The organism is Jiella sonneratiae (assembly GCF_017353515.1).
Taxonomy (GTDB): domain Bacteria; phylum Pseudomonadota; class Alphaproteobacteria; order Rhizobiales; family Rhizobiaceae; genus Jiella; species Jiella sonneratiae.
In genome coordinates this window covers 327,740-349,146 of sequence record NZ_JAFMPY010000004.1, presented here as the reverse complement: position 1 = coordinate 349,146, position 21,407 = coordinate 327,740, and the positions used below count along the sequence as shown (strand labels likewise).

Below are 21,407 nucleotides of genomic sequence, written 5' to 3'. Positions count from 1 at the left end.
AAGGCGCGATGCGGACGGTCTATGTGAACGGCGTGTTCTGTCCCGAAGATCAGGGACGGGTCTCGATCTTCGACCGCGGCTTCCTCTTCGCCGATGCGGTCTACGAGGTGGTGAGCGTCCTCGACGGCAGGCTGGTCGACTTTTCCGGCCACATGGCGCGGCTGCGCCGCTCGCTCGGCGAACTCGCCATGCCGCAGCCGGCAGGCGAGGCGGAACTCCTCGCGATCCACCGGGAACTCGTCGCGCGGAACGGCCTCGTCGAGGGCGCGGTCTACATGCAGGTGACGCGCGGCGCCGCCGATCGCGACTTCCTGTTTCCGCCGGAGGACACCCGCCCCTCGCTCGTCCTCTTCACCCAGGCGTCGAGCCTCGTCGAGAAGCCGGCGGCGACGAGCGGGCTTCGCGTCGTCACCCTGCCCGACCTTCGCTGGCAGCGCTGCGACATCAAGACCGTGCAGCTTCTCTATCCGTCCATGGCGAAGACCGAGGCGAAGCGGCGGGGCGCCGACGACGCCTGGCTGGTCAAGGACGGCTTCGTCACCGAAGGGTCTTCCAACAACGCCTACATCGTGCCCGGCGACGGCACGCTGGTCACCCGGCCGCTGTCGCCGGCGATCCTTCCCGGCATCACCCGCACGGCCGTCCTGAGGCTCGCCGGCGTGGCCGGCATGGCGATCGACGAGCGGCCCTTCTCGGTCGAGGAGGCGCTCTCGGCGCGCGAGGCCTTCATCACCTCGGCGTCGAGCTTCGTCCTGCCGGTGGTCGAGATCGACGGGCAGCGGATCGGCGACGGCACGCCGGGCGAAACCGCGCGGCTGCTGCGGGCGATCTACATCGAGGAAGCCCGGAAGTCGGCGATCTGACGCCGGTCGAGGGGGGATGCCGGCGCGCCGGCGCGCCCCGGCACCTCGATCACTCTGCGAACACGGCGTCGTAGGCCGCAACCGCCCGCACCGCCCGCGCCCGGACCGTCTCCGCGTCGTCGCCCGGCTGGAAGAGCGAGGAGCCGAGACCGAAATGGCGCACGCCCGCCGCGGCATAGGCGGCGAAGTCCTGTTCCGAGACGCCGCCCACCGCGCCGACCGGCAGATCCGGCGGCAGCACCGCGCGGATCGCCTTGATGCCGGACGGGCCGAGGACGCTCGCCGGAAAGAACTTCAGCGCCGAGGCGCCGAGACGCGCGGCCGCCAGCGCTTCGGTCGCGGTGAAGACGCCGGGCATCGTCACCAGCCCCTGCTCGGCGGCGCGGGTCAGCACCGCGGCATCGACGTTCGGGCTGACGAGAAGCTGGCCGCCGACATCCGCAAGCCGGTCGACCGCCGCGACGTCGAGCACGGTGCCCGCGCCGATCAGGACGCCGTCCGGCGCGAGCAGCGAGGCCTTGGCGATCGACCGGAACGGCTCCGGCGAATTCAGCGGGATCTCGATCGCCTCGAAGCCCGCCTCGATGAGGCCCGAGACCACGGCTTCGGCGGCGTCGGGGGTAAGGCCGCGCAGGATCGCGACGAGGTCGCGCTTCAGCTTCGGCCAGGGGGTTGCACGGTTCATGTCAGGATCTTCCTTGCAGCGGCGAAGAGGCCGCGGCGCACCGCCGCCTCGCCGTCGGCCTCGATAGCCGAAATCGCCAGCGCACGGAACGCCGCCCGGTAGCGCGCGGCGAGGCCCCCGGCGGCGACCAGACGGATCGGCGGTCCCGCGAACGGCCCGAAGCGGCTGGCGGCGCCGGCAAGTTCCAGGCCGATCAGGAGTCCGGAGAGGACCGAGGCCGGGTGCGGGGCGTCATCGGGCGACAGGAGGCCCGCCGCTCGAATGGCGAAGAGGCTTGCCGACAACTCGGCCGGCCGCTCGAAGGCCGCGCAGACGGCGGAGGCGAAGGCAGCCTCGTCGAATTGCGCATCGCCCGGCACGACCGAATGCTTCAGGATCGTGCCGGCGGCGATCGCGGAGAAGAGGTCGCCGGTGAGGAAAGTCGCGAAGCGGTCCAGCCGGCCGTCCTCGACGGCCACCCATTTCGAATGGGTGCCCGGCAGGCAGACGAGTTCGCGCCCTTCGCCGGCTTCGAGGCCGAGGATCTGGGTCTCCTCGCCGCGCATCACGTCGAAGACGCCCTCGCCGCGCTGGCAGACGCCGGGCAGGACGTGGACCGCGCGTTCGCCCCCCGGCACCCTGATCGCGCCGCTCGCAAGGCTGGCGGGATCGGCCGGCGTCGCGACATAGGGCGCCTCGACCCAGCCCTGTTTCGCCCCGACCATGCCGCAGGCGACGACGGAAACTCCCACCGGCGCGTTCAGGGCGGCGAGATGGCGCTCTAGCACGCCGGCAAAACCGCCGTCGGCCTCGCGCGCCGCCGCCATGCCGTCGGCGCTGCGGCGCGCGGCGAGGATCTGCCCCTCGGCATCGACCAGCCAGAGGCGGAAGCTCGACGTGCCCCAGTCGGCCAGCGCTGCGAAGACGCTCACGGTGCTGCCGCCGGATCGAAGAGGAACGGCTCGGCGACCTGCCGCCTGCCGAGCAAGAAGGCGTCGGCGACGTGGCGGAGCGGCGCGAGATCGACCTCCGATTCGCCCGCCGCGATCAGCGCGGCGAAGCGGGCGTAGAGCCCGTCATATTCCGCCTCGGGCGGCAGGTCGCGTGCTGCCCCGTCGACGAAGAGCCTGGCGCCGCCCATCGAGAGCTTCAGCGTCCCCCGGTCGGTCTCGACGTCGATGTCCCAGGTCTGCGGCCCGGTCTGGCGGAAGTCGAAGGCCGCCTCGACCGCCTCGCCGTTCGGCCCGGCGAAGGAGAGATCGGCGGCGATCGGCGCCTGCCGGTTTTCCGGAAAAGTGAGGTCCGCGCCGCTGAGCCAGATCGGGAAGGGCAGGATCTTCGTGACGATCGAGAGGGCGTTGATGCCCGGATCGAAGACGCCGAGGCCGCCGGCCTCGAAGATCCAGTCCTGGCCGGGATGCCAGTGGCGGACGTCCTCCTTCCAGGTGACGGTGACCTTCCGGACACGCCGGGCCTTCAGCCAGTCGCGCGCCGGCTCGACGCCCGGCGCCTCGCGCGAATGCCAGCTGGCATAGAGCGAGACGCCGTTTGCAGCGGCGAGGCCGGCGAGGTGCTCGACCTCGGATAAGGTGGCGCCCGGCGGCTTTTCCAGCATCACGTGCCGACCCATGGCCAGCGCCTGTGCCGCCGCGCGGTGGCGCGCCTGCGGCGGCATGCACAGCGACACCGCCTCGACCTCCGGCATCGCCTCCAGCATCGCTTCGGTCGAGGCGAAATTGGCGATGCCATCGACCCCGGCATTGCGGCTCGCCGCGGCGACGAGGTCGAAGTCTGCCGAGCGGGAAAGCGAGGGCAGATGCTGGTCGCGGGCGATCTTGCCGATGCCGACGAGGCCGAGCTTCACGGGTGCCATGGATGCGGGTCTCACGCCCGGTTCTTGTTGTAGACGTCGAAGATGACGGCGACGAGCAGGACGAGGCCCTTGATCACCTGCTGGTAGTCGATGCCGATGCCGAGGATCGACATGCCGTTGTTCATCACGCCCATGATGAATGCGCCGATCACCGCGCCGACGATCGTGCCGACGCCGCCGGCCATCGAGGCGCCGCCGATGAACACCGCCGCGATGACGTCGAGCTCGAAGCCGAGACCGGCCTTCGGCGTCGCGGTGTTGAGCCGGGCGGCGAAGACCAGGCCGGCCAACGCCGCCAGCATGCCCATATTGGCGAAGGTGAGGAACACCAGCCGCTCAGTGTTGATGCCCGAGAGCCGCGTCGCCTTCTCGTTGCCGCCGACGGCGTAGATGCGCCGGCCGATGGTCGTGCGGGTGGTGATGAAGGAATAGACGGCGATCAAGAGCGCCATCACCACGAGGACGTTCGGAAAGCCCCGGAAGGTCGAGAGCGCCCAGGTGATGTAGACGATCGCCGCGGCGAGGATGAAGTTGCGGCCGAAGAAGAAGATCGCCGGCTCGTCGTCATGGCCGCTGGCGCGGTTGCGGAAGCGCGAGCGCATGCCGAAGAACAGCACCACCGCCACCACCGCCACGCCGAGCAGCATCGACAGTAGGTTGAAGCCCTTGATGCCGAAGACGTCCGGCAGGAAGCCCGAGGCGATCAGCTGGAAGCCGCGCGGGAACGGGCCGACCGACTGGCCGGCGAGAACCCACAGGGACAGGCCCTTGAAGACCAGCATGCCGGCCAGCGTCACGATGAAGGACGGGATCTTCCAATAGGCGATCCAGTAGCCCTGGATCGCGCCGATCACCGCCCCGACGGCGAGGCAGATCACCCCGGCGAGGATGTAGTTCATGTCCCACTGGACGATCATCACCGCGGCGAGCGCCCCGACGAAGCCGAGCACCGAGCCGACCGACAGGTCGATGTGGCCGGAGACGATGACCAAGAGCATCCCCAGCGCCATGATGATCACGTAGGAATTCTGCAGGATCAGGTTGGTGAGGTTGATCGGCTTCAAGAGGATGCCGTTGGTGACGATCTGGAAGAACGCCATGATGACGATCAGCGCCAGAAGGATGCCGTATTCCCGCAGGTGCTTGCGGATGAAGCTGCCCGACGCTGCGGCGGCCTGGCCGATCCCCGGCTTCGCGACGCCCGGCTGATGAAGAGCCTCTTGCGACATTTCCCGTTTCCTCAGTTCCTGTGGCCGGAGCGGATGATCAGCGACATGATCTTTTCCTGCGACGCCTCCGCCGTCGGCATCTCACCGACGAAGCGGCCCTCGTTCATCACGTAGAGCCGGTCGGTGACGCCGAGGAGCTCCGGCATTTCCGAAGAGATGACGACGATCGCCTTGCCGCTCGCGGCGAGCTCGGCGATGATCGAATAGATCTCGTATTTCGCCCCGACGTCGATGCCCCGGGTCGGCTCGTCGAGGATCAGCACCTCCGGCCCCGCGAACAGCCACTTGGCCAGCACCACCTTCTGCTGGTTGCCGCCGGAAAGGTTGACGACCTCCTGGGCGGTCGAGGAGCATTTGATGCGGATGCGCTCGCGGTAGTCCCGCGCCACGGCGAGCTCGCGGTTCTCGTCGATGACGATGCCGTTGGAGATGCCGGAGAGATGGGCGAGCGGGATGTTGCGGCGGATGGTGTCGTCGAGGACGAGACCGTAGGACTTGCGGTCCTCGGTGGCGTAGCAGATGCCGGCCGCGATCGCCCGGTGGACGGTCGAGACGTCGACGGGCTTGCCGTGCATCCACACCTCGCCGGAGATGTCGACGCCGTAGGATCGGCCGAAGACGCTCATGGCGAGCTCGGTGCGCCCGGCGCCCATCAGCCCGGCGATGCCGACCACCTCGCCGGCGCGGGCGTGGAAGCTGACGTCGTCCACCACCTTGCGGTCGGAATGCTGCGGATGGTGGGCCGTCCAGTTCTTCACCTCGAAGATCGTCCCGCCGATCTTCGGCGCGCGCGGCGGATAGCGGTCGTTGAGGCTGCGGCCGACCATGTCGCGGATGATGTCCGCCTCGCTGACCTTGCCGCCGTCGGCATCGAGGGTCGAGACCGCCGATCCGTCGCGCAGGACGGTGATGGTGTCGGCGACCTTGGAGATCTCGTTCAGCTTGTGGGAGATCAGGATCGACGAGATGCCCGCCGCCTTGAATTCGAGGAGGAGCTGCAGCAGCGCCTCGGAATCGGTCTCGTTGAGGCTCGAGGTCGGCTCGTCGAGGATCAGGAGCTTGACCTCCTTCGACAGCGCCTTGGCGATCTCGACCAGCTGCTGCTTGCCGAGGCCGAGATCGGTGACGCGGGTCTGGGGCGATTCTCTCAGGCCCACCTTGGCGAGGAGCTCGCGGGTGCGGGCGAAGGTCTCGTGCCAGTCGATGACGCCGCCGCTGGCCCGCTCGTTGCCGAGGAAGATGTTCTCGGCGATCGAGAGCAGCGGCACCAGCGCCAGCTCCTGGTGGATGATGATGATGCCGCGCTTTTCGGAGTCGGCGATGCCGGAGAACCGGCATTCCTCGCCCCTGAATTCGATGACCCCGTCGTAGGAGCCGTGCGGATAGACCCCGGAGAGCACCTTCATCAGCGTCGACTTGCCGGCGCCGTTCTCGCCGACGAGGGCGTGGATCTCGCCCTCCTCGACCCTCAGGCTGACGTTGTCGAGCGCTACCACCCCCGGAAAGGTCTTGGTGATGCCCTGCATTTCAAGGATGGTGGCCATGGCGGACTGTCTCGAAGCCTCCGGGCCGCCGGGCGGCGGCGGAGGTGCCGGTTGTCGCTTTTGCCGGCCGAGAGAATCGGGCGGCAGCGGCGGTGCGCCGGGATGTCGCCCGCGCACCGCCCGGTCGGATCGGCCGGAGCTGCGTGCCCCGGCCGCGCACCTCACTTGATCTGATCTGCCTTGTAGTAGCCCGAGTTGACCAGGATCTTCTCCCAGTTGTCCTTGGTGACGAGCACCGGCTTCAACAGGTAGGACGGCACGACCTTGACGCCGTTGTTGTAGGTCTTCTCGTCGTTCACTTCCGGCTTGCCGTCGGTCAGGACGGCATCGACCATCTGGACGGTGACCTTGGCGAGTTCGCGGGTGTCCTTGAAGATCGTCGAATACTGGTCGCCGCGCAGGATCGCCTTGACCGAGGGGACCTCGGCGTCCTGGCCGGTGATGATCGGCATCTTCAGGTCGCCGGAACCGTAGCCGACGCCCTTCACCGACGAGATGATGCCGATGGAAAGGCCGTCATAGGGCGACAGGACGCCGTTGACCTTCTTGTCGCCGGTGTAGTTGGCCGACAGGAGGTTGTCCATGCGGGCCTGGGCGACCGAGCCGTCCCAGCGCAGCGTGCCCACCTTGTCCATGCCCGTCTGGCCCGACGGGATGACGATCTTGCCCTCGTCGATCAGCGGCTGCAGCACGCTCATCGCGCCGTCGTAGAAGAAGTAGGCGTTGTTGTCGTCGGGCGATCCGCCGAACAGCTCGACGTTCCAGCTCTTCTCGTCCGGGAAGCGCTCCTTCAGGCCGTCGACGAGGGACTGGCCCTGCAGGACGCCGACCTGGAAGTTGTCGAAGGTCGCATAGTAGTCGACGTTCTCGGTGTCGCGGATCAGCCGGTCGTAGGCGATGACCGGAATGCCAGCCGCGGCGGCGTTGGCGAGCGTGTTCGACAGGGTGGTGCCGTCGATCGCGGCGATCACCAGCGCCTTCACGCCGGTGGTGATCATGTTCTCCACCTGGTTGACCTGGTTCGGAATGTCGTCCTCGGCATATTGCAGGTTGGTGTCGTAACCCGCCGCCTTGAACTGCTTCACCATGTTGTCGCCGTCGGCGATCCAGCGGGCCGAGGACTTGGTGGGCATCGCGATGCCGATGGTCCCCTTGTCCTGGGCGCTGGCCCCGAACGGCACCGCCAGCACCATGGCGGCTGCGGCCAGCCCGGCCAGCATCTTGTTCATCTTCATGGTCACGTCACCTCCCTGACCGTTTTCTCGGACGCCTCGGGCGCCCTTCCCTCGTCAAGCCACGCCGGTCTGGCGCGGCTCGACCGCTCTCCGGCCGTCCGGCAGCTCGCCGGACCGCGCCTCCCCCTCGCCATTGGCGTAGAGGGCATGAATGACGTCGTCGAAGGCGCTCTCGATGAGGCGCCGCATGAACAGTTCCGCGGCCTCGCCGTCGCCGGCAAGGATCGCCTGCATCACCCGCTCGTGCTGGCGCACCGTCTCGTCCTGGGGGTTCTGCCGCCAGGAGAGCGAGAAGGAGACCGAGAGGCTGCGCTCGATGAGCGCGCCGAGCGAGATCAGCAGCGGGTTGCCCGTCGCCTCGAGCACGATGCGGTGGAAGTCGAGATCGGCGGCGATGAGCTCCGGCGAGCCGCGCGGATTGTCGCGCATGCCCGAAAGCGCCGCGGTCAGCCGCCCGGCCTTCTGAGTGTCGATGCGCCGCGAGGCGAGCCGCGCGGCCGCCGGCTCGTTGATCAGCCGCATCTCGTAGAGGGCCTCGATGAAGGGCCGGCGGACCGGCGCCGTCAGGTGCCAGGCCATGACGTCGGCGTCGAGCATGTTCCACTCGGTGCGCGGCCGCACCCTGGTCCCGACCTTCGGCCCGACGCTGACCAGCCCCTTGGCAGCCAGATGGCGCATCGCTTCGCGCACCACCGTGCGCGACACGCCGCGGCTCGTCTGGATGTCCTTCTCGATCGGCAGGGTCTCGCCCGACAGGAGATGCCCGGCGGTGATCATGCGGCCGAACTCGGCGGCGAGCGTGACGGTGCGGTTCGACCGCTCGCCGTCGATCGTCAGACGCTCGTTGCCCATGAAGCTGCCGGACCTCCCATCCGCAATGATCATACCATTGCCTCGGAAATTCCGGTGACGCAAGCCCCGCCGGCCCATCCCTGCGACGAAGGTCGTATCATTGGCGACGATTGCCGGGCGGACGAAGAGTGCGTCGCGGGGGTCCGCATGCCGCCGGCGCGGCGCTCTCCGCCCCGCCGGCGACGTCTCAGGCCGGTGCCGGCTGGCCGCTGCTTCCCGCCGCCGGGGCATCCGCCGACCCGCCGCGGCCGCCGTCGCGGCCGTCGCGGCCGTCGCCGCCGCCGAGCTTCTCCGGCATGTCGTCTGGCTGCGGCAGGTCGCCCTCCGGCGGCCGGCGGACACGGAATACCGCGAGATAGAGCGCCGGGATGAACAGCAGCGTGATCAGCGTGCCGGCGATGATGCCGCCCATCATGGCATAGGCCATCGGCCCCCAGAACACCTCGCGGGCGATCGGGATGAGCGCCAGCGAGGCCGCCGCCGCGGTCAGAAGGATCGGCCGGGCGCGCATGCTGCTCGCTTCGAAGACGGCGATCCAGGGATGCATCCCCTCCTCGCGCAGGACGTCGATCTGGTGGACGAGGATGATCGAGTTGCGGATCAGGATGCCGACGAGGGCGAGCACGCCGAGGATCGCGACGAAGCCGAGCGGCGCCCCGGAGGGCACCAGCGCCGCGACGACGCCGATCAGGCCGAGCGGCGCCGCGCAGAGCACCACGAACAGCGCCCGGAAGCTCTGCATCTGGATCATGATCAAAGTCAGCATGGCGATCAGCATCACCGGCACCACCGCGGCGATCGGCCCCTGGCTCTCGGCGCTCGATTCCACCGCGCCGCCGATCTCGACCGCGTAGTCCGCCGGCAGCTTGTTCCTGAAGTCCGCGATCTTCGCCGACAGGTTTGAGACGATCGTCGCGGGCTGGGTCGGGCCGACGATGGCGGCGCTGACGGTGATCGTCGGCACGCGGTTGCGGGTATAGAAGATCGGATCCTCAAAGGTGTAGTCGAAGTTGACGAGGCTGGCGAGCGGGATGGCGTTGCCGTTCGAATCGGTGAGCTGCAGGTTCTCGATCGCTTCGATCGACTGCCGGTCGCTGCTGGCGCCTCTGGCGATGATCGGCACCAGATAGATGTTGTCCATCACGCTGGTGATGGTGGTGCCGTCGAGCAGCGAATTGAGGCTGTTGGCGATCTCCTGCGAGGTGATGCCGAGGGCGCGCGCCTTGTCCTGCAGGATGTCGACCTTGAGGACGCGGGCGGGCTCGCTCCAGTCGCGGACGATCGAGGTCAGGCGCGGATCCGCGGCGAGGATCCCGGCGAGCTGGCGGGCCTCGTCGCGCACGACCTGCGGGTCGGGGCCGCCGATCCGGTATTGCACGGGGCGCCCGACCGGCGGCCCGAGCTCCAGATACTTGATGAAGACGTCCGTGCCGACGAGGTTCTTGCGGGCGAAGGCCTTGGCCTTCGCCTTGACGCGCTCGCGCGCCTCGATGTCCTTCGGGACGATGACCACCTGGCCGAAGAACGGGTTCTGCGGCTGGACGTCGTAGGCGAGGATGAAGCGCTCCGCCGACCGCCCGACATAGGAGCTCCAGTGGTCGATGTCGGGATTGCCCGCAAGGCTCGCCTCGAATTCGTCCATCGCCGCCTTGGTGTCGTACATCGACGCGTCGTGGCGCAGCGTGAAGTCGACGATCAGTTCCGGCCGGTCGGAAGTCGGGAAGAACTGCTGCTGGACGAACTGCATGCCGTAGATCGACCCGGCGAACAGCGCGACGGTGACGAGGATGGTGAGCCAGCGGAACCGCATCGCACCGCGCAGCATGGCCGAAAAGCCCCGGCGCACGAGGCCCGGCCGCTCGTCGTGCCGCTTCATCGTCTTCGGCAGGATCAGGACGCCGATCAGCGGCGTGAACAGCACCGCGACGATCCACGACAGGAGCAGCGACGTCGCGATCACGATGAACAGCGAGAAGGTGTATTCGCCGGCGTTGGAATTGTTGAAGCCGATCGGAAGAAAGCCGGCGACGGTGACGAGCGTGCCGGACAGCATCGGAAAGGCGATCGACGTCCAGGCGAAGCTCGCCGCCCTTTCGCGGGTCTCGCCCATCTCCAGCCGCGAGACCATCGTCTCGATGGCGATCATCGCGTCGTCGACCAAAAGGCCGAGGGCGATGATCAGCGCGCCCAGCGAGATGCGCTGCAGTTCGACGCCGGTGATCTCCATGCCGATGAAGGTCAGCGCGAGCACCAGCGGGATCGACAGGGTGACGACGAATCCCGCGCGAAAGCCCAGGCTGACGAAGCTGACGACGAGCACGATGACCACGGCCTCGAACAACGCCTGGGTGAAGCCGCCGACCGACTCCTCGACGACCGCGGACTGGTCCGCGACGCGGTGGACGCCGACGCCGACCGGCAGCTCGCCGACGATGGTGGCCATCTTCCGCTTCACCGCCTCGCCGAAGTCGAGGATGTTGCCGCCCGTGCGCATGCCGATGGCAAGGCCGATCGCCGGCTCGCCGTCGAAGCGGAACAGCGTGTCGGGCGGGTCGGTGTAGCCGCGCGAGATGGTGGCGACGTCGGAGAGGCGGAAGAAGCGGTCGTTGACCCTCAGATTGACCTGTCTGAGGCTGTCCTCGGAGGTGAAGCGGCCGGACACCCGCACGAAGATCCGCTCCGGCCCCGATTCGATGACGCCGGACGGGGCGATGGCGTTCTGCGCCTCCAGCGTGCTGATGACGGCGTTCTGGTCGAGGCCGAGGGCGGCGATCCGGCGCAGCGAGAATTCCAGATAGATCGCCTCGTCCTGCTCGCCGACGAGTTCGACCTTGCCGGCGTCCGGAATCTGCAGGACCTGGGTGCGGACCGCCTCGACATAGTCGCGCAACTGCCGCCGGCTGATGCCGTCCGCGGTGAAGGCGTAGATGTTGCCGTAGACGTCGCCGAATTCGTCGTTGAAGGAAAAGCCCTGGAAGGCCGAGGGCATGTCGCCCCGGATGTCGGACATCTTGTCCCGGACCTTGGTCCAGACGGTCGGGACGGAGGGCGCCGGCGTCGTCGGAAGCAGATTGACGTAGACGACGGTGTTGCCGGGCGTGGTGATCGAGCGCGTGTAGTCGAGGCTGTCGAGTTCCTGGAGCTTCTTCTCGATCCGGTCGGTGACCTGCCGGGTCATCTCCTGGACGGTCGCCCCCGGCATCGAGGCGGCGACGACCATCGTCTTGATGGTGAAGTTCGGATCCTCCTCGCGCCCCAGATTGACATAGGAGAACAGCCCGGCGACGCAGGCCATCAGCATGAAGAACCAGATCATCGAGCGGTGGTGCAGCGCCCAGTCCGAGAGGTTGAACGACGTCACAGCGAGAGCCCTTCGGACAGCGACACCTTCTGTCCCTCCTTCAGACTGTGGACACCGGCGGTCACGATCACCTCGCCGGGCTCGGCGCCGGAGACGAGGATCGTCCGGCTGCCGTCCTTCTCGACCGCGACCTCCCGCTTGTGGACGGTCCCGGCCTTGCGGTCGACGACCCAGACCCTGGTCTTGCCGTCCTCGTCGAGGATGGCGGTCTGCGGCAGCAGGATGGTCGGCCTGCCCATCCTGCCGGCGGGAATGGCGGTGATCAGCGAGCCGAGGCGGAAGGCCGCCGGCGGATCCTCAAGGGTGATGCGGATGCGGATGGTGCGGGTCACGGTGTCGGCGCGCGGGGCGATCTCGCGCACCTTGCCGTCGGTCCCCGTCGCGGGGGCCACCTGCAGCACCACCTTGAACGGCGTACCGACGGAGACGTCGCGGCTTTCCTCCAGCGGCACGTCGATCACCGCCTCCCGCTGGTCGGTGCGCGCCAGCGTCATGACCGCCGTGCCGGCCGCCACCACCTGGCCGACATCGGCCTGGCGCTGGGTGATCACCCCGTCGAAGGGCGCCTTCAGCACCGCATAGGAGAGCGCGTCCTCGGCCTTCGCCAGCTGGGCCTTGGCGCTGACCAGATCCGCCTCGGCCGAACTTTGCGTCTGCCGCGCCGTGTCGACGGCGGACTGCGCCACCGTCTTTTCGGAAAACAGCCGCTCGGTCCGGGCAAAGGCGGCGCGGGCGTTGCGGGCCTGGACCTCGGCGCTGTCGACCGCCGCCTCGGCCGATCTCAGATCGGCATTCAGCGTCTCGGCGTCGATTTCCGCGACGGGCTCGCCGGCCTTGACGATGTCGCCGACGTCGGCAGACCGCGAGACGATCCGGCCGAGCACGCGGAAGGCGAGCTGGGTCTCGAAGCGCGGCTCGACCGTGCCCGAATAGCCGAGGACCTGCGGATCGGTCTCCGCCAGCGTCGTCGTCAGCACCGGGCGCGGCGGCGGCGCCCCCTCGTCTTCCTCGGACTGGCTGCAGCCCGAGAGAAACAACGCCGCCGCGACGAGGGCGACAAGCCGTCCGGCGATCATCGTGCGGTATCCTTCGCGGGCGCGCCTTCGGAGGCCCCGGCCGCGGGCGCCTCGTCCCCGGCGCCGGTCGCCCCGGCCGCCGCATCCTTCGCGCCTGCGGCGACGATTTCGAGCTTCTGGTTCGGCAGCACCAGCTGCGCGCCGGCCGAGACGACGCGCTGGCCCGCCTCGACGCCCTTCGCCACCAGGATGTCGTCGGTGCGATAGGCGGCGATGGCGATCTCCGTCAGCCGTGCCGTGCCGTCTTCGGCGACCACCCAGACCGCGGGCTTGCCGCCGCTGACGACCAGCGACGTCCAGGGCAGGCCGATGGCCTTCTCGACGCTTTCGTTGTCGTTGTAGCCGACGACCGCCGCGCCGAGATTCATCGCCTCCGGCGGATCGTCGAGGCCGACCTTGACGAGGACCGTGCCGGTGCTGCTGTCGATCAGCGGGGAGATCTCGCGGATATGGCCGATCGCGACGACCGACGGGTCCTCGACCAGCGCGACGCGGATCTGGCCGGGCCGCTTGCCGGAGATCAGCAGCTGCTCCTGAATGCGGAACTCGGCGTCCAGCGCACCGGCCCGGGCAAAGCCGAAGGCCGCCGAGGCGGCGCTGACGACCTGGCCGGGATCGACGCTGCGCGAGGTGATGACGCCGTTCGCATCGGCCTTCAGGACGGTGTCGTCGAGATCGTTGTTCGCCGTCACGAGATCGGACTTCGCCGCGTCGCGCTTGCTGCGGGCGCTGGCGAGGGTCTGTTCGGCGCTGTCGTAGTCCGAGCGGGTCGTGAAACCCTGGGCGAGCAGCTTGCTCTGCCGGTCGAAGGCGGACGTCGCCTCGGTCAGCGACGCTTCGGCCGACGCGACCGCCGCCTTGGCCGCGGCGACGCTGGCCTGCTGCTGGGTCGGATCGAGCTTGGCGAGCACCTCCCCCGCCGAGACGCGGTCGCCGACGTCGACGAAGACGTCCGTCACCCGGCCGCCGGTCTCGAAGGCATAGGTCGCGGTGTTGCGCGCGACGATCGTCCCGGTCAGCGAGACCATCTGGTTGACGACCTTCGGCTCGGCCGTGACGAAGGCGACGATCTGCGGCGGCGCCGCGGGCGCCGCCTCGTCGCTGCAGCTGGCGAGAATGAGACACAGCGGCAGCGCGCTCGCCGTCGCGAGGCGTGACGCGCGGCTCGGCCGGTTTTCGCCTGACATCGAACGGTGTTCCGGTTGCTTCTTGACCAAGTTACTTTATCATCGAGATATACCAGCAGACCATGGAGGGTCAATGGTCACTGCAGCGACACCCGGCCGGCAGGACCCGGCGACTGCGGAAGAGCGCTACCGATCGTTCGCGCGGCTCTTCAAGAACGTCGTGCGCGAGGCCGTCCAGTTCGACCGCGAACTGGCGGCGCGCCATGGGCTGGCGCTCACCGACCTGATGTGCCTCGGCCTGCTCGACGAGAGCACGGCGCCGGTGAGCCCGAAGACCATCGCGGAGCATGTCGACCTGTCGACCGGGGCGACGACGGCGCTGATCGACCGGCTGGAACGCGAGGGCTTCATCGAGCGGCAGCCGAATCCGGCGGACCGGCGGGGGGTGATCGTCGTCCTGGTGGCGGCGAAGGCCGGCGCCGTGCTCGACGAGCACAAGGCGGTGCGCGAGCGTCTGCGCCGCGCCTTCGACGGCCTCTCGCCGCAGGAGGCGGACGGTGCGACGCGCTTCCTGCGCGCGCTTTCGGAGGGCGGACCGCCCTGCCCGGCGCGGGCGCCGCGGGACGGCGCCTGACGCGCGCGGCGCGGGTGGGAGCACCGGCGGGCGCCCTGCCCGCCCTTTTGGTCAGATCGAGCCGGCCTCGACCATGTAGTTGTTGGCGGTGCACATCGCCGCGTCGTCGGAGGCGAGGAACAGCACCATCCGCGCGACGTAGACCGGCTCGATCAGCTGCTTCAGGCACTGGCGGTCGCGATGCTTCTCGATCGCCGCCTCGGTGACCCAGAGCTCCTTCTGGCGCTCGGTCATGATCCAGCCGGGAACCACCGTGTTGACCCTGATGCCGTGCGGGCCGAGGTCGCGGGCGAAGGAACGCGTCATGCCGTGCACCGCGGCCTTGGCGGTGGTGTAGGCGGGCATGCCGCCGCCCGCCTCCCACCAGGAGTTCGAGCCCATGTTGACGATCGAGCCGCCGCCGGCGGCGATCATGCCCGGGGCGACGGCCTGGATGGCGAAGAACATGTGCCGCAGGTTGGTGGCGATCCGCTCGTCGAAATAGTCGGGCGTGACTCCCTCCCAGCCGTGCCGGTCGTCGCGGGCGGCGTTGTTGACGAGGACGGCCGGCGCGCCGTTCCTGGCTCCGAGCGCCCCGAGCGCCACCCGCGTCGCATCGACGTCGCGAAGGTCGCAGGCTTCGAAGGCGACGCTCGCCCCAGCGGCCGTCAGTTCGGCGGCGAGCGCCGCCGCGCGGTCCGCGTCGAGATCGACGAAACCGACCCTCGATCCCTGCGCCGCGAAGGCCCGCACGATCTCGGCGCCGATGCCCGAGGCGCCGCCGGTGACGACGACGCTCTTGCCGGCAAGGCTCGGATAGGTCGCGAAATCGGGCATCGATCGAACTCCGTGGCGTCGGGTGGCGGGGCTGTCGCGCCTCCCTGCGCCGGGAGGGCGGCGCCGGTCAACCGCTCGCGGCGGCCGCGCTGAAGGCGCCGGGATTGCGCCGCCAGACCGAGAAGTTGAGGCAGGCTGCAGCCGTCACCCACATCAGATAGGGTATCAGGAGGAGCCCCGCGACGGCGTCGATCGGGTAGAACAGGAGAATGGTCGCCGCGACCGCCACCCAGAGCGCCAGGACGTCGGCGAAGGCAAGGCCCGGCCGCCTGAGGCCGAAGAACACCGCCGACCAGGCCGCATTGAGGACCAGCTGGACGGCGTAGGCGAGAAACGGGACGGCGACGAGCCCCGCCGCCTCGTAGACCCGCCAGCCGGAAACCGCGATCATCACGTAGAGCGCCGACCAGACGACCGGAAACGCCCAGTTCGGGGGCGTCCAGTCCGGCTTGTCGAGGCTCCGGTACCAGTCGCCGGGCTTGAACACCGCGCCGCTCGACGCGACCAGAAGGACGACGCCGACGAAGGCGGCGAGGCTGAGGATCGAGGACATCGCGCTTGCGCTTCCGAATTTCGGTTGCCGTTGGGTAAAAACTGTTGGAGATCAACGCCGTCGATCGCCCAACAGGTCAGGAACCGATGCGCCGTTTCACGATCATCCTAGTGCCCATCCTGCTCTTTGCCCATCCCGCCGTCGCGGCCGGACCGACCGTCGCGGCGGACGCCGCCCAGCTGAAGGGCTGCGTCGAGGAGGCGAGCGAGGGTCCGGCGAGCTGCATCGAGGCGGTCGTCACACCCTGCGTCGACGGGCTGTCCTCGCCGACCGACCAGGACGTCGTCGCCTGCTACGAACGCGAGACCAAGGCCTGGGACGCCCTTCTCAACGCCAACTACCAGGCCTCGCTCGACGACGCCAAATCCTACGACGCGGACGTCAAGGCGAATGGCGGCGACGCCGGCGCCGCCGACAGCCTGAAGACGGCGCAGCGCGCCTGGATCGCCTTTCGCGACGCCGAATGCGACCGGCTCTACAACCGCAACATCGACGGCACCATCCGTTTTTCCGTGTTCGCCGTCTGCCAGAACCGGCTGACCGCCGAGCGGGCGATCGCGCTGCGGGACGAGGCCGGGGGCGAGGGCGAGGGCGGAGGCAACTAGACGAGAGCGCCCGCAGCTGATGGATCGACATCGACACGCGGGTCCGCGGCCGAAGCACGCGTCGCGTCACATGTTCGGGAAATCCGCGAGGATCGCGGACTTCGCGAGCGGTCCTTCGATTTCGACATTTGCCGCGCGGATTCCGCCAGATGGAAGCAAAATTCGGCCTGCGGCGCCGGGCCGGCTTTTCCTTGCGCTGATGCGCCCGACGATTTATATCGTCCCCGAATTCCCGGACATCCTGCGATGATCCACGGCCCACCCCCGACCGGGCGGGCGAACAGGAGGATTTTATCCATGGCCCAGCAATTGTTGATGCCGAAGGCGACCGCCGTCTGGCTGGTCGACAACACATCGCTCTCCTTCGAGCAGATCGCCGACTTCTGCACGATGCATCCGCTCGAGGTGAAGGCGATCGCCGACGGCGAGTCGGCGCAGGGCATCAAGGGGCTCGATCCTGTGATCACCGGCCAGCTGACCCGCGAGGAGATCGCCAAGGCCGAGAAGGACGGCAATCACAAGCTGAAGATCGCGCCGCCGAAGGTCCGCGTGCCGGAATCGAAGCGCAAGGGCCCGCGCTACACCCCGGTGTCCAAGCGTCAGGACCGTCCGAACGCCATCCTCTGGCTGGTGCGCAACCATCCCGAGCTGAAGGACGCGCAGATCTCCCGTCTGGTCGGCACGACCAAGAACACCATCGAGCAGATCCGCGAGCGCACCCACTGGAACTCCGCCAATCTGACGCCGATGGATCCGGTCACCCTCGGCCTCTGCTCGCAGATCGATCTCGACCTCGAAGTGGAGAAGGCGACGCGCGACCTGCCGCCGCGGGCCGAGGACCTCGCCGAGGAGGAGCGCCTGCTCTCGGCTGCCCAGACCCAGAACTGGTCTCCGGCCGAGCGCTCGGCCGCGGGCGACGAGGACGAGATCGACGAGGCGGCGGTGTTCGCCAAGCTCTCCTCGATGCGCCGCGAGACCACCGACGACGAGGACGAGCAGGGCTGAGCCGGTCCGGCCGGCGGGCCGTTTTCGCCACAAGGGTGCCGGCCTGATCGAGCCGCGCGTCGAATGCCGCATCCGGCGCATCGGCTATGATCCCAAACACCCGGGCAGCGGCTCTTCGATCGTGCCGATTGCCGGGCGGTCTCCCCGAACCGGAACGCTTTATGTCGGTTCCGGTCCGCCGGGCCCCTCCCCCGCCTGCCTCGCCGGTTCGGCGGTCAGAAGAACCGCCGCGGCATCCGCCAGGGCAGCATCATCTGCACCACCGGCCGTGCGAAACGGTCGAGGTCGAGGCTCTCGTGGATCGCCGTGACGTCGCGGCCGAGCAGCCGCGAGGCGACGGTCGAACGCGTGTAGAAGGGCGAATCCTCCAAAGTCTCGATCACCCGCGCCGACGCCCCGCGCTCGCAGCGGGTGGAACGGCGCATGCCCCAGAAGCTCTTCCTCAGCCGTGCCGGCGGCGGCGGCTCGAAGTCGGCGACGCCGCTGCGCGGGTCGAAGCGGATCGCCAGCGAGCACGACTGGTCGTCGCGGTCGAGGAGATCGTAGAGGACGACGGTCCCCTCCGGCACGCTGGCGCGGCACCAGTTCCAGCGATGGAAGCTCTCCTCGAGCGGCACCTCGCCGGTGTTGAAGTCGAAATAGCCGCTGCCCGACCAGGACAGCGACGGCCGCTCCAGTTCCACCTCGACCCGCGCGCAGGGCGCGATCGGCCACCAGCAGTGCCGCGCCTCCGCGTCGAGCGCCACCGGATGGTTCACCACCGCCTCGGGATAGAGCCGCACGGTGCCCTTGACCCGCTGCGGGACCAGCGGCGAGACCTCGTCGATCTCGACGGTCAGCCCGCTGCCGTCCCAGCGCATGGCGCTGGGTCCGATCGCAAGGGTTCCGGCGTCGCGGTGCAGCGCGCCGCGGCGGCGCTCGGTCATCGTCCAGCGCCGCCCCCCGGTGCCGGTCAGCGCGACGTTGAGCGCCACGTGGTCTTCCGGCCGGCGGCGGCCGGCCAGGCGGTAATAGGGCGAGAAGACGCTGCCGACGAAGCCGATCAGCGTCAGGGCGTGCTGCCCGTCGGCAGAAAGCGCGTCCACATACCACCAGGCATAGCCGCCCGGCGGGACCTGCTGGTCGAAGCGCGGTCCGCCAGAATGGCCTGTGCCGCGATCTTGCCGGAGAGCGCCGCCATCGGCAGCCCGGCCCCGGGATGGACGCTGCCGCCGCAGAGATAGAGGCCGGGCAGCCTCGTTCGTGCGCCGGGCCTGCGGAACGAAGCCGTCGACCCATGCGAGGCCCGCCCGTAGAGCGCTCCGCCCGTCGCCGGAAAACGCCTCGCGAAATCTGAGGGCGTCGAAACACTGATCCGGCGCAAGTTTGGCGGATCCACCCGCAATCCCGACGCCCGCAGCCTCGAAAACGCCGCCGTCACGCATCGTTCGACCTCCTCTTCGCCGAAGTCCCTGTCGTCGCCGTCGGCCGGCGCATTGATGATCAGGAAGAGCCGCTCGCGGCCCCGCTCGCCCGCCGCCGCGCCGAGCCGGCCGCAATCGTCGCGGTCGCTGGCGCAGACGTAGACGGTCGGGTCCCCGGGAAGCTGCCGCCGGTTCCAGATCGCGTCGAACTCGCCCGCATAGTCGGCGGAAAAGAACACGTTGTGCCGCAGGAGCGCGTTTCCGCCGGTCGCCGCCTCCAGCGCCACCGTGACGGCCGACAGCGAGCGCTCGTCGGGCCGCAGCGGCGCGTCGACGGCGGCTCTCGCCGCGGGGCCGAGCCTTCCGGCGGAAAGCGCCGCAACGTCGCAATTGGCGAGGACGGCGTCCGCCGCGATCGTCTCGCCGCTCGCCAGCCGGACGCCGCAGGCCCGGCCGTCCCGCGTCTCGACCGCGGCGACCGGCGCGCCGAAGCGCAGCGTCGCGCCGCACCGGCCGGCGAGCGAAGCGAGCTCCTCGGCAAGCCGGACCATGCCGCCCTCGACCAGCCAGACGCCGCATTTCTCGACATGGGCGATCAGCATCAGCGTTGCCGGCGCCAGAAACGGCGAGGAGCCGTTATAGGTCGCATAGCGGGCGAAGAGCTGGGCGAGCCGCTGGTCCGAGAACTGCGCGGAGAGAGATTTCCAGAGCGTCGTCTCGGCGCCGATGCGCATGATCGCCGGCAGCCCGGACGGGCCCGCCCGGGCGACGAGGCCGAGCGGGCCGGCGGGCCGCTCGGCCCGCATGAAGATCGGCGAGAGGGTGTCGCAGACGTCCCGGGCCCGATCCGAAAAGGCGCGGTATTCGGCGGCCGAGCGGGGGCCGGAAAACGCCGCGATCGCCTCTTGCGAGCGCGCCGCGTCGGCAAAGAGGTCGAGCGTCGCGCCGTCCGCGAAGACGTGCCGGGCGATGGTCTCGGACGGCGTCAGCCCGAGGTGGTCGTCGAGCCGCTCGCCGGCGCTTTCGTAGATCTCGTCGAAGACGTCGCGCAGCGTGAAGACGGTCGGCCCGACGTCGATGCCGCGGCCGCCGACCTCGATCTCGCGCAGCTTGCCGCCCGGCCGGTCGGCGGCTTCCGCCAGCGTCACCCGGAAGCCCGCGGCGGCGAGCCGGACGGCGGCCGCAAGCCCGCCGACGCCGGCGCCGATGATGGCAACGTGCATCCTGTCTTCCTCGGAACCTTGGAAAGGGAGATTGACACGAGGGCCGTCCGGTTGTCCAATAAAATTGACAGCCGTCTCTGTCTACAAGGATTGACGCCCATGCCGGCCGCCGAAGCAGAGCCCACGCCCCGTCTGTCCGATCGGCCTTCCGGCTGGGCGGACCCCATCCGCGAGATCAGGCGCTATTTCCGGCCGAGCCGCGAGCGCTGGCAGAGTTTCCGGAACCAAAAGCTCGGCGACCGCGCCTTCCAGCGCTGGGCCGCCTCGTTCCGGCTGACCCGGCCCTTCGCCAGGCGCAGCTCGCGCCGGCTGTTCGATCTCCTCGCCGGATTCGTCTATTCGCAGGCGCTGGCGGCGGGCGTCGAACTGCGGCTCTTCGAGCACCTGTCGCGGGGACCGCGCACCCTTGCCGAGATCGCCGCCGCGACGGATCTCGAGCCGGCGGCGGCCGAGCGGCTGCTGCGGGCGCTCGACGCCATCGATCTCGTCGAGATGGACGACAGCGACGACGAGACGGTCTACGCGCTCGGACCGCTCGGTGCCGCGCTCGTCGCCAATCCCGGCGCCGAGGCGATGATCCGCCATCACAGGGACTTCTACGCCGATCTCGGCGATCCGGTGGCGCTGTTGAAGGGCGAGCATTCCGGCACGCGGCTGTCGAAGCTCTGGCCCTATGCCGCCAATCCCGGCGGCACGCCGCCCGAGGGGGCCGACGTCGCGGCCTATACCGACCTCATGGCGTCGAGCCAGGATCTCGTCGCCGACGAGGTCCTCGCCTCCTACGACATCTCCTGGGCGAAGAAGATCCTCGATCTCGGCGGCGGCGACGGCCGCTTCCTGCGCAAGGTCGCCGAACGCCATCCGACCGCCGAGCTGCATCTTCTGGAGGTCCCGGCCGTGGCGGAGATCGCCAGGAAACGCATCGGCGACACCCGCTTCGGGCGGCGCATCACCGTCCATTCCGGGGATTTCTTCAACGAGCCCTTTCCCGACGGGCCGTTCGATCTCGTCACCCTCGTGCGGATCATCCACGATCACGACGACGAGGAGGCGATCCGGCTTCTCACCCTCGCACGCGAGAGCCTCGAGCCCGGCGGCGTCGTCCTGGTGGCCGAGCCGATGGCCGGCAACCGCGACTCGGCGCCGGTCGCGGACGTCTATTTCGCCTTCTACCTCCTGGCGATGGGGCGCGGCAAACCGCGCACGCCGGAGGAGATCTGCCGGCTGATGGCCGCCGCCGGCCTCACCCGGCCGCGGGAAATCTCCACCGCCCTGCCGGTTGCGGCCAACATCGTCGTCGGCGAGATTCCGCGCCGCAATGTCAGATTAACTTGACATCCAACA

The 21,407-nt window shown here is 69.1% G+C and carries 19 protein-coding genes; 5 read left to right on the top strand and 14 right to left on the bottom strand.

Annotated features, from left to right (window positions below; translation table 11 throughout):
• Window positions 1–8: 8 nt before the first annotated feature.
• On the top strand, window positions 9–863 hold the full coding sequence (locus J1C47_RS05655; protein WP_207349736.1) for a D-amino-acid transaminase: 855 nt from the start codon (window positions 9–11) through the stop codon (window positions 861–863).
• Window positions 864–912: 49 nt separating this feature from the next.
• Here J1C47_RS05655 and J1C47_RS05650 read toward each other — a convergent pair whose 3' ends face one another.
• From J1C47_RS05650 to J1C47_RS05605, 10 genes are all read right to left on the bottom strand, one after another.
• Entirely contained in the window at window positions 913–1,548 is a 636-nt protein-coding gene (locus tag J1C47_RS05650; RefSeq protein ID WP_207349735.1) for a 2-dehydro-3-deoxy-6-phosphogalactonate aldolase, read from the bottom strand.
• Window positions 1,545–2,459, bottom strand: coding sequence for a 2-dehydro-3-deoxygalactonokinase (locus tag J1C47_RS05645; RefSeq protein ID WP_207349734.1), 915 nt, complete (start codon window positions 2,457–2,459; stop codon window positions 1,545–1,547). Before J1C47_RS05645 ends, J1C47_RS05650 begins: the two co-directional genes overlap by 4 nt.
• The gene (locus J1C47_RS05640; RefSeq protein ID WP_207349733.1) at window positions 2,456–3,400 is read right to left on the bottom strand and encodes a Gfo/Idh/MocA family protein; all 945 of its coding nucleotides are present in this window, start codon (window positions 3,398–3,400) and stop codon (window positions 2,456–2,458) included. The genes J1C47_RS05645 and J1C47_RS05640 overlap by 4 nt, the downstream gene beginning before the upstream one ends.
• An 11-nt stretch (window positions 3,401–3,411) precedes the next feature.
• Window positions 3,412–4,629, bottom strand: coding sequence for a multiple monosaccharide ABC transporter permease (gene mmsB / locus J1C47_RS05635; protein ID WP_207349732.1), 1,218 nt, complete (start codon window positions 4,627–4,629; stop codon window positions 3,412–3,414).
• An 11-nt stretch (window positions 4,630–4,640) separates the two neighbouring features.
• Window positions 4,641–6,173 (bottom strand): multiple monosaccharide ABC transporter ATP-binding protein, encoded by a 1,533-nt coding sequence (gene mmsA / locus J1C47_RS05630; protein WP_207349731.1) that lies wholly within the window; start codon window positions 6,171–6,173, stop codon window positions 4,641–4,643.
• Between the two features lie 161 nt (window positions 6,174–6,334).
• Window positions 6,335–7,408 carry a multiple monosaccharide ABC transporter substrate-binding protein gene (chvE, locus tag J1C47_RS05625; RefSeq protein ID WP_281065478.1) on the bottom strand — a complete coding sequence of 358 codons (1,074 nt, stop codon included), beginning with the start codon at window positions 7,406–7,408 and terminating at the stop codon, window positions 6,335–6,337.
• A 54-nt stretch (window positions 7,409–7,462) separates the two neighbouring features.
• Window positions 7,463–8,260 carry a FadR/GntR family transcriptional regulator gene (locus J1C47_RS05620; RefSeq protein WP_207349730.1) on the bottom strand — a complete coding sequence of 266 codons (798 nt, stop codon included), beginning with the start codon at window positions 8,258–8,260 and terminating at the stop codon, window positions 7,463–7,465.
• A 187-nt stretch (window positions 8,261–8,447) separates the two neighbouring features.
• Complete coding sequence (locus tag J1C47_RS05615) at window positions 8,448–11,621, bottom strand: efflux RND transporter permease subunit (RefSeq protein WP_207349729.1); 3,174 nt, start codon at window positions 11,619–11,621, stop codon at window positions 8,448–8,450.
• A complete protein-coding gene (locus J1C47_RS05610) occupies window positions 11,618–12,697 on the bottom strand; it encodes an efflux RND transporter periplasmic adaptor subunit (RefSeq protein ID WP_207349728.1) in 1,080 nt (359 codons plus the stop codon). Before J1C47_RS05610 ends, J1C47_RS05615 begins: the two co-directional genes overlap by 4 nt.
• Window positions 12,694–13,884 (bottom strand): efflux RND transporter periplasmic adaptor subunit, encoded by a 1,191-nt coding sequence (locus J1C47_RS05605; RefSeq protein ID WP_207349727.1) that lies wholly within the window; start codon window positions 13,882–13,884, stop codon window positions 12,694–12,696. Before J1C47_RS05605 ends, J1C47_RS05610 begins: the two co-directional genes overlap by 4 nt.
• Window positions 13,885–13,957: 73 nt before the next feature.
• Here J1C47_RS05605 and J1C47_RS05600 point away from each other — a divergent pair, with 73 nt between their 5' ends.
• Entirely contained in the window at window positions 13,958–14,458 is a 501-nt protein-coding gene (locus J1C47_RS05600; protein ID WP_207349726.1) for a MarR family winged helix-turn-helix transcriptional regulator, read from the top strand.
• A gap of 51 nt (window positions 14,459–14,509) precedes the next feature.
• On the opposite strand, the gene J1C47_RS05595 is transcribed toward J1C47_RS05600, so the two are convergent.
• Both J1C47_RS05595 and J1C47_RS05590 read right to left on the bottom strand, forming a co-directional pair.
• Entirely contained in the window at window positions 14,510–15,274 is a 765-nt protein-coding gene (locus J1C47_RS05595) for an SDR family NAD(P)-dependent oxidoreductase (RefSeq protein ID WP_207349725.1), read from the bottom strand.
• 67 nt (window positions 15,275–15,341) lie between these two features.
• Window positions 15,342–15,827, bottom strand: a complete 486-nt coding sequence (locus J1C47_RS05590; protein ID WP_207349724.1) for a TspO/MBR family protein — start codon at window positions 15,825–15,827, stop codon at window positions 15,342–15,344.
• Between the two features lie 86 nt (window positions 15,828–15,913).
• Here J1C47_RS05590 and J1C47_RS05585 point away from each other — a divergent pair, with 86 nt between their 5' ends.
• On the top strand, window positions 15,914–16,432 hold the full coding sequence (locus J1C47_RS05585) for a lysozyme inhibitor LprI family protein (RefSeq protein WP_207349723.1): 519 nt from the start codon (window positions 15,914–15,916) through the stop codon (window positions 16,430–16,432).
• Window positions 16,433–16,729: 297 nt separating this feature from the next.
• Window positions 16,730–17,437: a DUF1013 domain-containing protein gene (locus J1C47_RS05580; RefSeq protein ID WP_207349722.1), complete on the top strand. Its 708-nt coding sequence runs from the start codon at window positions 16,730–16,732 to the stop codon at window positions 17,435–17,437.
• A 215-nt stretch (window positions 17,438–17,652) separates the two neighbouring features.
• Here the strand turns inward: J1C47_RS05580 and J1C47_RS05575 are convergent, their stop codons facing one another.
• Both J1C47_RS05575 and crtD read right to left on the bottom strand, forming a co-directional pair.
• Window positions 17,653–18,522: a carotenoid 1,2-hydratase gene (locus tag J1C47_RS05575; RefSeq protein WP_207349721.1), complete on the bottom strand. Its 870-nt coding sequence runs from the start codon at window positions 18,520–18,522 to the stop codon at window positions 17,653–17,655.
• On the bottom strand, window positions 18,486–20,063 hold the full coding sequence (gene crtD, locus J1C47_RS05570) for a 1-hydroxycarotenoid 3,4-desaturase CrtD (protein ID WP_207349720.1): 1,578 nt from the start codon (window positions 20,061–20,063) through the stop codon (window positions 18,486–18,488). Before crtD ends, J1C47_RS05575 begins: the two co-directional genes overlap by 37 nt.
• Before the next feature lie 99 nt (window positions 20,064–20,162).
• Here crtD and J1C47_RS05565 point away from each other — a divergent pair, with 99 nt between their 5' ends.
• Window positions 20,163–21,398, top strand: coding sequence for a methyltransferase (locus J1C47_RS05565; protein ID WP_207349719.1), 1,236 nt, complete (start codon window positions 20,163–20,165; stop codon window positions 21,396–21,398).
• Window positions 21,399–21,407: the final 9 nt, after the last annotated feature.